At 34.1% G+C, this 10293-nt stretch carries 11 protein-coding genes and 1 tRNA gene; 1 reads left to right on the plus strand and 11 read right to left on the minus strand.

Features of this window, described 5'->3' with window-relative positions; all coding sequences use genetic code 11:
• Positions 1-223: 223 nt before the first annotated feature.
• The 4 genes from PHI38_RS07090 to PHI38_RS07105 are packed head-to-tail and all read right to left on the minus strand — an operon-like array spanning position 224 to position 4173.
• Complete coding sequence (locus PHI38_RS07090; protein ID WP_299854362.1) at positions 224-2059, minus strand: tetratricopeptide repeat protein; 1836 nt, start codon at positions 2057-2059, stop codon at positions 224-226.
• 50 nt (positions 2060-2109) lie between these two features.
• Positions 2110-2766, minus strand: coding sequence for a hypothetical protein (locus PHI38_RS07095; protein WP_299854364.1), 657 nt, complete (start codon positions 2764-2766; stop codon positions 2110-2112).
• Positions 2747-3196, minus strand: coding sequence for a ribosomal protein S18-alanine N-acetyltransferase (rimI, locus tag PHI38_RS07100; RefSeq protein WP_299854367.1), 450 nt, complete (start codon positions 3194-3196; stop codon positions 2747-2749). Before rimI ends, PHI38_RS07095 begins: the two co-directional genes overlap by 20 nt.
• On the minus strand, positions 3193-4173 hold the full coding sequence (locus tag PHI38_RS07105) for a phosphatidylglycerol lysyltransferase domain-containing protein (protein ID WP_299854369.1): 981 nt from the start codon (positions 4171-4173) through the stop codon (positions 3193-3195). Before PHI38_RS07105 ends, rimI begins: the two co-directional genes overlap by 4 nt.
• A 158-nt stretch (positions 4174-4331) precedes the next feature.
• Here PHI38_RS07105 and PHI38_RS07110 point away from each other — a divergent pair.
• Positions 4332-4405 (plus strand) — tRNA-Gln (locus tag PHI38_RS07110).
• A gap of 10 nt (positions 4406-4415) precedes the next feature.
• Here the strand turns inward: PHI38_RS07110 and PHI38_RS07115 are convergent.
• The 7 genes from PHI38_RS07115 to ruvA form a co-directional block, all read right to left on the minus strand.
• A complete protein-coding gene (locus PHI38_RS07115) occupies positions 4416-4910 on the minus strand; it encodes an HIT domain-containing protein (RefSeq protein WP_299854372.1) in 495 nt (164 codons plus the stop codon).
• A 10-nt stretch (positions 4911-4920) separates the two neighbouring features.
• Positions 4921-6204, minus strand: a complete 1284-nt coding sequence (locus PHI38_RS07120) for a TRAP transporter large permease subunit (RefSeq protein WP_299854374.1) — start codon at positions 6202-6204, stop codon at positions 4921-4923.
• Positions 6201-6695, minus strand: coding sequence for a TRAP transporter small permease subunit (locus tag PHI38_RS07125; protein WP_299854377.1), 495 nt, complete (start codon positions 6693-6695; stop codon positions 6201-6203). The genes PHI38_RS07120 and PHI38_RS07125 overlap by 4 nt, the downstream gene beginning before the upstream one ends.
• Positions 6696-8141 (minus strand): UDP-N-acetylmuramoyl-tripeptide--D-alanyl-D-alanine ligase, encoded by a 1446-nt coding sequence (locus PHI38_RS07130; protein ID WP_299854379.1) that lies wholly within the window; start codon positions 8139-8141, stop codon positions 6696-6698.
• Positions 8141-8878, minus strand: coding sequence for an alpha/beta hydrolase (locus PHI38_RS07135; RefSeq protein WP_299854382.1), 738 nt, complete (start codon positions 8876-8878; stop codon positions 8141-8143). Before PHI38_RS07135 ends, PHI38_RS07130 begins: the two co-directional genes overlap by 1 nt.
• On the minus strand, positions 8878-9915 hold the full coding sequence (locus PHI38_RS07140) for a D-alanine--D-alanine ligase (protein ID WP_299854385.1): 1038 nt from the start codon (positions 9913-9915) through the stop codon (positions 8878-8880). Before PHI38_RS07140 ends, PHI38_RS07135 begins: the two co-directional genes overlap by 1 nt.
• A 12-nt stretch (positions 9916-9927) precedes the next feature.
• Positions 9928-10293: Holliday junction branch migration protein RuvA (gene ruvA, locus PHI38_RS07145; protein ID WP_299854388.1), on the minus strand; the 366-nt coding region annotated here is incomplete at its 5' end.

A 10293-nucleotide genomic window follows, 5' to 3' on the forward strand; every position in this document is an offset into this window, starting at 1 on the left:
TTATCAGGATCTATCCCTTTTATGTCAAAAACAACCTCGTCGCCAGGTCTGACAAATACAGATAAATTTTCGCCATTAGCAGGTAGTGCTTTTATGATAACTTTATTATTTTTATATTCAATATTTTTATTATCTAAATCTAGTGACATCTCATCTCTCCAGCCATCATAAAAAAACTACACAAGTGTTCTATATTATACCCTAAAATGGCTGTTATTTGTGTTTAATCTTCTTTTAGAGCATCTTTAATATCTTTAAAAACACTCTCCCAATTAGCTTTTTTATCTTGGCGAAATACTTTTATACTTGGATACCAAAATGTCTCTTTTGCATCTCGACCCCAACGCCAATCTGGATTTACTCCTAAACAGAGCCAAGTCTGAACTCCCATAGCTCCGCTTAAATGCCCAACTGAGGTGTCTGAAGTTATTACTAAGTCCATCTCACTAAGAAGTAAAGATGTATCATAAAAATCATTTATCTCATCAGTTTTATCGATTATATCTTTGTAAAAAGCGCACTCTTTTAGCCTTTTGCTATCCTCTCCTATTTGAAGAGTGTATATCTTTGTGTTTTTTAATTTCGTTAAAAATTCAAAGTTTTGAGGCTCTATAAATCTATATTTATGACCCTTGTGAGTTGGACTTCCTCCAAAACAAAAGGCTATTTTTTTAAATCCATCATCTTGTTTACTCTTTACTTCACTTTTTAAATATGCAATGTTTAAAGCTTTATCGTTTGGATCTATATCAAAAAGATAAAGTATGCTAAGAAGTGGTAAGTGGTAGTCATACGCTTCCTCCCCACCCTCTAAGATAATCTTATCGGCAATGGTATTTTGCTTAAACAGTCTCTTTAGTTCTTTTCTCACTCTTAAAATCACAAAAGCACCACGCGCTTGTAAAAGCTTTATAAACCTTACAAACTGCAACGTATCTCCAAAACCTTGCTCAGAAAAAACAAGGATTCTTTTACCTCTTATATCTGTACCTTTTTTATACATTTTTGCAGGGTTTAAACCTATGAGTTTTGGTAAAAATTCTCTCATTCTCACTCTATGTTCATAGTGAGGAAGCCCTTTTTTATAATAGTTTAAAAGTAGATTTGTAATCCCATAATCAACATTTGCATTTATATGTAGTGGGTTTAGGCTAAGTGCCTTCTCAAAGTATTTCAGTGCCCATTTTGGTTTGTTTGTCTCTTTTAAAATAGCTCCCATATTTGCATGAGCGTCTGCGCTGTTTGGGTTTATCTCTATAGCTTTTCTAGTAGACTTAAAAGCTTTATAAAACTCTTTTTCTACTTTAAACAAAACCCCTAAATTATTATAAACTCCAGGATTTTGTGGACTAAGCTGTAATGCTTTTTCATAGATATCATGAGCCTCGTTATACATACCTAGCTCTTTTTTTACTACTCCAAGATTTACATAAGCAGAAATAAATTTATCATCAAGTTTAATTATCTTTTTATAAACTACCTCGGCATCTAAAAACTCGTTGTTTTGAAACAACTCATTTGCATACAAAAGGAGCATATCTTTGTTATTTGGATATAGCTCTATCCCTTCTTTAAGGCTCTCAAAGCTTAAATCTGCTCTTGCTAGTTTTTTATAAAGCTCTGAAATGCACCTGTAAAGAGATGATTTTTCACCTTTTATTTTTTTTGCTTTTTCATATACGATAAGAGCATTTTTAAAATCTCTTGATTTTTCAAAAATATTGCCAAGTAGTATATATGTCTCTATATCTTGAGATATGCTAAGTAACTCATTGATAGCTAAGAGTGCTTCTTCAAGTAAGTTTAATTTATATAGGATTTTTATAAAGATTTTATATAGATTGTAATTTTTTGGATAACTTCGAAGCGCTTCTCTTAAAAAAATTATAGCCTCATGTAAATAACCACTTTGATTAAAACCTTGCACACAAAAAAGCGTGTCATTTATGGATAATCTTTTTCTCTCAAGCAAATAGCAAACACTTTGAAGCAGAGCGACTCTATCTTTATCTAGTAATAGTTTAAATCTTGTGCGATCTAGTACAATATATCCACCCAAAACAAGCCTTTATACTTTAAAATAAAGAGTATTTTAACATCTTTGAAAAACTACTCGCTGAATGTTATCTTTTCATTTAGCAGAGTTTTTTGTCTCTGTATGATTGTATCTTCCTTTTGTACTCTATTTTTAAGCTTTATATAGAGTTTATACTCAACAAATATGGCAAAAACCCCAAGAACGGCAAGCAAAATTAGCATGCTTTGAAGTTTTACTCCAAAATAATCAAGTATCATAGCAGTTAGAGCTCCACCTACAATAGCTGATGAGACAACAAATGATCTAAGCATAAGATACTCTTTAATGCCAATCTCATCTTTCATAAAATCAACCGTATGGATTCTTGATATCTCAAAAGTGATGGCTTGGATTGTAAAGATGCTTAGTATTGTGTAGGTAAAGAGAAGCATATCTAGCTCTGAGAGAGCGTAACTTAGTATCTGAACAATGTCTAGGATAATAACAAAGAGATATATACGATAAATCTTTATCTTCTTAAAAAGTGGCTGTATCAGGCCATCTGTTGAGCCTATTAGCATATAAAAACTTATCATAAATACAGGTAGATACAGACCCTCTAACTTAGTGATATATGGCATTATCACCCAGTCTATATAAGTCGTTAAAAAAAGTACAACTACTTGAAGTTTTAAAAGTTTGCTCTTTCCTATCTCTTTGTAGAGTTCATTATAGTTTTTTACTGGCATAAAGGAGCTCCATCAAATAGGCATCACACCCATCAAGGTAAAATTTATTTAGACTTTTTTTCATAATAAAGCCAGCTTTTTTGTATAGTTTAATTGCCTCATGATTATCTACTCTAACTTCAAGAAGCACAGAGTTAAACCCGATGTTTGAGAGCTCTTTTATGCTAAATTCTAAAAGGTTTTGAGCAATTTTTCTACCTCTAAACTCCTCTTTAACTCCAATGGAGTAGAGTTTAGCGTTCTTACGTTTTATAAGAACCAGTATATACCCTACTATCTTCTTATCAATCTCTGCTACAAATAACATATTGTTTTTTATGTGATAATAAAAAGAAGCTCTTGAGAGAGGGTAGTTTTTGCTCAAAAAGAGTTTTTGCTCCAAAGCATAAAGCTCTGAGGAATCACTAAGCCCTGCTTTACGAATTTTCATTTTTGATATATTGTATATTTTGGCACTAGTTTAAATGGACGATAAGACATTTTTACCTTACGAAGGTTTTCAAATCCCATATCATCACCTACATTTATATATGCTACTTCATAAACCTCTTTTAACATCTTTGAGAACTCTCTAAATATAAACTGTGCACATCCTAAAATCTCAAAATCAGTCTTCTCGATTATAACGGTTGCAGTATCACTATTTATACGCTCACCTACTGTAAAGCCTTTTAACTCGCCATTTATATAGATAACTAGTCCTATAAGTGAGAGTTCTTCATAATGCTTTATCATCTGCTTTATTGCATGACGCTCTTGATGAATCCCCTCTAAAAAGAGCTCTGCTTCTTCTTTTGGCATATACTTTATCCTATCTGCTACCCATTTATTAAAGAGATACATAATCTCATCTTTATGCTTAGTACTATCTAACTTTTCAATCAAATAATTAGGATATGATTTTTCAAACTTGTTTATCTCAGTTCTCTTTGTATGATAGCTATTACCTCTTAGGTTTATAAGAGCATCTATCTCATAAACATAGTCAACTAACTTTGTTTCTACTATATAACTCTCAAGCATCTCAAACATGCTGTTTGCTTCATCAGCACTTTGAATAAAATCCTCTAACATAGAGCCTTGAACATAATCTATACGAGAGTAGTATGGAGAGGAGTTATTTTCATTCATCACTTCAAAACATTTTATCATTGCTTGAACCATGTTTTTTTTCTTTCCCAAAGGAGGAAGGAGCATGGTTAGCTCTCCTCCTGTCATTACAAAGAGACAAAATGATTTATTTATGATGGAATAAAAGCCGCTGCTATTGGCAAGCCAGATAAAATTTGCAGCAAAAGTGTAGTCACTCAAATCTGCACTAAGTTTTGAGAGATAGCTCTCCATAATAGGTTTTGTAGCAATTGTAAATCGTTTTAATTTCTGCTTGTTAACCATTAAACTTCCCATAAAAAAAGTCCTTTTATTTCATTAATATTAATGAAATCATACATCGTTTTTGTCTCATTTAAGCAGCGATTTTTTTACTACTATTTTTTTGATTATTAAGTTAATTGTAAGTGTTGTATATTTATAATTCCAGCCTCGCTAGAGGACTATTTATCTACTGGGGTATAGCCAAGCGGTAAGGCAACTGGTTTTGGTCCAGTCATCAGGGGTTCGAATCCATTTACCCCATCCACAATGAAGTCCTAGCTTATATAGCTCGGGATCAAATCCTTAATTTTTTTATAAATTTTAGTAAAATCTGTTGAGTAAACTCTGTTGTTTGCGATAGAAGTCATGAAGTTTGTATCTCTATTGTAGCGTGGAACTAAATGCATATGAATATGCTCTGCAATCCCTGCACCTCCTGCAATGCCTAAGTTCATTCCGATATTTACTCCATCAGCGCCAAGTCCCTCTTTTAAGAGTCTTACACCCTTTTGAGCCAAATCACTAATATGCAACCAAACATCACTCTCTAACTCTTCAAGTTTATCGGTATGAGTATGAGGGATAATCATAAAATGCCCTGGAGTGTATGGATAAAGATTCATAACTATAAAACAAAACTCATCTCTATATACTACATGTAGCTCTTCATCTTTATCTGCGTTCTTACTAATATGGCAAAAAACACACCCTCTTATCTCTTTGTCTTTTATATACTCATCGCGCCATGGCGCATATAATATCTCTCTCATAGCTACTCCTTTAAACGAACATAAAAACTAAATCTGGAAATATCATAACTAAAATAAGTGCTAAAAGCTGAAGAAGTATAAAGGGAATGATGCCTTTATATATCTCTATTGTCTTTATGCTATCCCCCGCTACTCCTTTTAAAAAGAAGAGAGAAAGTCCAAATGGTGGTGTCAAAAATGAGGCTTGAAGGTTCATAGCGATGAGTATCGCAAACCAGAGTGGATCTATCCCAAAAGCGTTCATAACGGGCACTAAAATTGGAACGATGATAAAACTAATCTCGATGAAGTCTATAAAAAAACCAAGAATAAATATACTAAGCATGGCAACTGCGATAAAAAACCAAACATTGCCTATATCTTGAGAGAAAAACTCCAATATCAAGTCACTTCCGCCAAGTTCGTTAAAGACCAGAGAAAAAGCAGTAGCACCTATTAAAATCATAAAAATCATACCACTAAGCTTTACGCTACCAAGTAACGCATGCTTTATCATCTCAAAATTTAGTGATTTATTAAAGTATGACAACAAGAGTGCGCCAATAACTCCAAAAGCGGCTGACTCTGTTGGAGAAGCTATCCCCGCAAAGATAGTTCCCAAAACAGATACCATTAAAAGCATAGGCGGGGTTACTGCCATTATTATCTCTGTAAAAGTGATCTCTTTTACGTCTTTTGCGATTGGAGCAACACTTGGTTTTAGATATGAGAAGATTAAAATATAGATGATGTAAAGCACAACTAGTACAAACCCAGGCAAAACTGCACCCATAAAGAGCTCACCTACACTTACACTCATAACATCACCCAAAATAATGAGAATAATTGATGGAGGTATTATCTGCCCTAGCGTTCCACTTGAAGCTATAGTTCCACTTGCTAAGCTTTTATCATATCCAGCGCGAAGCATCAAAGGAAGCGCTATTACGCTCATCATAACAACACTCGCTGACACTACCCCAGTAGAAGCTGCAAGCATTGCTCCAACTAAGACAACGCTAACAGCTAAACCACCACGAACACTACGAAACGCAGAGCTCATAGCCACAAGAAGTTTTTCAGCCATAAGTGACTTCTCAAGCACCAAACCCATAGCGATGAAAAGAGGAACAGCTATAAGCGTTGTATTTGACATAATCCCATAGATACGAAATGGAAGCGTTGAGAAGATATCAAGTCCAAGCACTGGAATAAAAAGAGCAAAGATTATCGACACAGTTCCAAACACAAACGCAACAGGAATTCCAACCATAAGAAGTGCTAAAACAATGACAAACATAAATAGAGCTATCATAATGCTGCTCTATATTTGATGAAGTCATCTTTAGTATCTTTAATAGCTTGAAGAAGTAAAAATATAAATGAAAGTGGCATAAGTGATTTAACTAAAAACCTATACTCTAGGCCTCCAGGGTTTGATGAAGCCTCGTTTTGAGTAAAACTCATCGTAACAAAATCAATCCCAATGTAGATAATTAGTAGTGAAAAAGGAAGTATAAAAAAGAGTGAAGAGATAGTGTTTATAAGTAGTTTTGTTTTTTCGCTAAATGAGGCGTAAAATATATCTACCCTTACATGTGCGCCTTCTCTAAGCGTATAAGCGATTGCAAAAAGTATAACGATGTCAAAAAGATGCCACTCAAGCTCTTGGAGTGCCACGGAGCCAGTAGAGAAGAGATATCTAGCTGTTGCATCATAAACTACAAGTAAAATCAAAATAGCTAAAATTGATGCTGTAAAATATCCTAAGAGTTTTATACTTTTGTCTATCAAGCTAAGATTCATCTATATAAAATTCGGCGCATCGTTTGCAAAGAGAATGATATCTCCTGCTTTTGTTTGTGATGCAAGAAGAGACTCTATTTTTGACTTGTCATGAAGCATTATCTTGTTTCTTACTTTTAGATTTTTAGAAAATAGTTCTGCGTTTAGTGTGCCAGTAACTATAACTATCTCAAAGACGCTATTTATTGCTTCGATGAGTTTTAGATTTAACTCATCACTGCTCTCAACAAGCCCCGGAGTTACTATAACTTTTCTTCCATCATGTAAAGAGCAGAGTCTAATGCCTTCTAGCATACCGTCTATATTTCCGTTATATCCATCATCTATGATAAGCTTTCCACCAGCTTTTATCATCTCAAGCCTATGCTCGACTGGTTTTAACCCTCTAACTGCTTTTACTATCTCATCGTTACTCATACCAAAAGCCTTAGCGATTTTAATGGCTACTGCAATGTTCATAGTTTGAAATGAGCCTAAAACATCTGTATGAAGAGATAAAACTCCATCATCAAGCTTCATCTCAAAGTCAGTTCCATCTAACCTTGCATCTATATTTTGTATCTCATTTCCAAAAAAAGTAACTTTCTCATGAGGCTCATCTGTTACTGAAGTGTGGATAAATGCACGTTCTAGTCTTGGAGATTTCATAATCTCTAATTTTGTAGCGATAATGTTTTGCAGAGTTTTAAAGTACTCTATATGAGCAAGCCCAACTTTACCAACAACAACACTTTGAGGCTCTAAAAAAGTTGTGATTTCGTAGATGTCTCCACTCTCCCTAGCACCTGCTTCACAGATATAAATTTCACTGCTTCTTGGCAGAGACTCATTTATATCTCTGATGATTCCGCCCAATGTATTTACGCTTCTTGGAGTTGCATAAACGTTGTACTTTTTACTAAGAATCTCAGTAACAAAGTTTTTAATACTTGTTTTACCATAACTCCCAGTGATAGCGATAATCTGGAGGTTTTGCATACTTTGGAGTTTTGCCTTTGCCTCTTTTTTAAAAGATTCAAACAAAAACTTCTCTATGGCAAAACTACCAATATAAGCCACAAAAAGTGGCATAAATACGCCATAAACTTCACATGCATCTTTTATTGTGCAGAGTATATTTTGAAAAAGAGCTAAAGAGATAAGAAGTATCAAAAATCTCTTTACTCTCCAAGTAAGGACAAGTTTCTTATCTAGTTTTTTATGCCATAAAAATATAGCCGGTAGAATCGCAAAAAAGAAAAATATTGGAAAAAATCTTCCAGTTGTGTAGTAGGCGATAAATGGAATAAAAAAGTAGATAAGATGCCACTGAGGTTTATGGTGTTTTAATAGCACACGAGAGAGTTTGTAGTCATACCACTGAAGATTTGTGATGAAGTACCATCCCAAAACCAAAACAAAAAGTGTGTTTGTTATAAATGCTAAAAAAATCTCATACTCTTGCATTATTTATGCTCCAATGTTTTTAAAAATGTATTTTCTATGTTTTGTGATATATCTTTTGCATGATTTAAAAAGAAGAAGTGATCACCATCATAAACGTTAAGCGTAGAGTCTTTTATGAGCTTATGCATCATCTCTGCACTACTAAGTGGTGTAGCAGTGTCATCTTTTCCCCAGCATAGAAGAGCTTTGCCATCAAATGAAGCAAACTCTTTTGAGAAATCCTCATTTACAACATTTTTAAATGTTTGATACATAGGCTCACTTAGTTTTTTTGCATCTTGTGCTACAAAAAACTCTCTAAATTTACTAAGTCCAAAGAGCTTTAAAAACTTAAAGAGTGCTATCTTTGCTTTTACTTTTAAAGATTTTGTTCTATAAATGCCTGCACTTGAGAGTAATACTAAAATGGAAGGTTCAAGTAAAAGAGCTACCTTGCCACCAAAAGAGTGCCCTACTATGATATCTTTTGAAGCATTGATATGAACCATCAACAGCTCAACTATCCTTGCATAATCTCTCGTTTCAAGGGCAAGATTACAAGTCGAGCCCCCAAATCCTGGTAAATCTATATAGATATGTCTAAACGCATCCATATATGGTGCAAAAGCTTTTTTCATAAGCGCTTTATTGCTTCCCCATCCGTGTAAAATAATCATATCAACACTTGAGTCTGGGTTTAGTATCTCATAACTTATATCTAGGGTATGCTCTTTAAACTGTATTGACTTTACAGCCATTACTTCCCTTTGGCTTTGGAAATTGAGTGAATATACTCATAATTTACTTTAGCTCTTTTTGTATGTGGAAGTGAGTTTGCAAGCAGTTTTAAAGAGCCTTCAAAATCATCAAAAAGGTAGTTTGCCATAGATCCTGGGATTGGGTTTATCTCATTAAGATAGACTTCACCATTAACTACAAAGAAGTCACATCTAATTAGTGCGCCCTCAAAGAGGTTTTTATAAACTTTCTCAAAACTTGCTCTTAACTTTAACTCTAACTCTTTGCTTATCTGGGCACCCTTTACATGTCCACTTCTTGAAAAGTCCATATATTTTTTTTCAAAATCTAAAAACTCCTCTTTTTGAGGCTCTTCTACGATTGAGAAACAGAACTTTGAATTTGCACTAAACCCAGCTAAGTTATACTCTTTTACACCTTGCAAAAATGGTTCTACTATAACTGAGTTGTCAAATTCAAATGCGCTATCAAGGGCATAGTCAAGCTTACTCTCTTCTTTTACTATGCTAACACCAATAGAGCTTCCAAGACGTGATGGCTTTACGATGATAGGATATGGTATCTGTATATTTGAGTGCTCACTTGAGCTTAACTCTTGAGACTCTAAACATTTAACGCCTCTTGCTGCGCAAAGCCATTTTGTATATCTTTTATCATAAGAGAAGACACTAGCATCAATTCTTGGTCCAATATATTTTATAGAGAAAAAATCAAGAAGTGCCGCGATACTGCCATCCTCTCCATCTCCACCATGAATAAGATTTAAAACAGTTGCGCTAATTTCTAAAGAGTTAAACATCCCTTTTTGAACAAAAGAACCCTGAGAAAGCGTGAGTTTAGGCATTTTTTTATACTCACCTCTTGAGAAGGTTGTAGCTTTCATTTTTGACGCATCTATCAGATAAAATGTATGGTCTTGATCACAAAAAATAAAATTTAACTCATAATTTGATAATTTTTCTTTAAGTGTGATTGCACTTACTATGCTAATTTCATGCTCAAAACTAGCACCGCCGAATAAAATATTTAACTTCAATATATACCTCTTTTAAATTGTTTGTAGAAGCTTTAGAGCCTCTTTTACTAATGTTGCTGTATCAACTGCACTGCATGAGCTTAGTGCTTTTGAAATTTTATCTTTTTTAAATCCTAATGACTCTAACGCTTCGCTTGCTTGAGCAACCGATAAGCTTTTTGGCTCGCCAGAAGAGATGATAAGTTCAGTATCAAAACCGCTAAGTTCAACTAAAATACGCCCTGCACTCTTAGGGCCAATTCCAGGGACTCTTTGCACTCCAGTTATATCTTTGTTGTTTAAAACAACTGCGAACTGAGAAGGCGTATATGTAGAGCAGATAGCCATTGCTACCTTTGGACCTACTCCGTTTATCTTGATAAGACGCTCAAATAGTTT

The sequence above is a fragment of the Sulfurimonas sp. genome (assembly GCF_028694895.1).
In the GTDB taxonomy this organism is placed as follows: Bacteria; Campylobacterota; Campylobacteria; order Campylobacterales; family Sulfurimonadaceae; genus Sulfurimonas.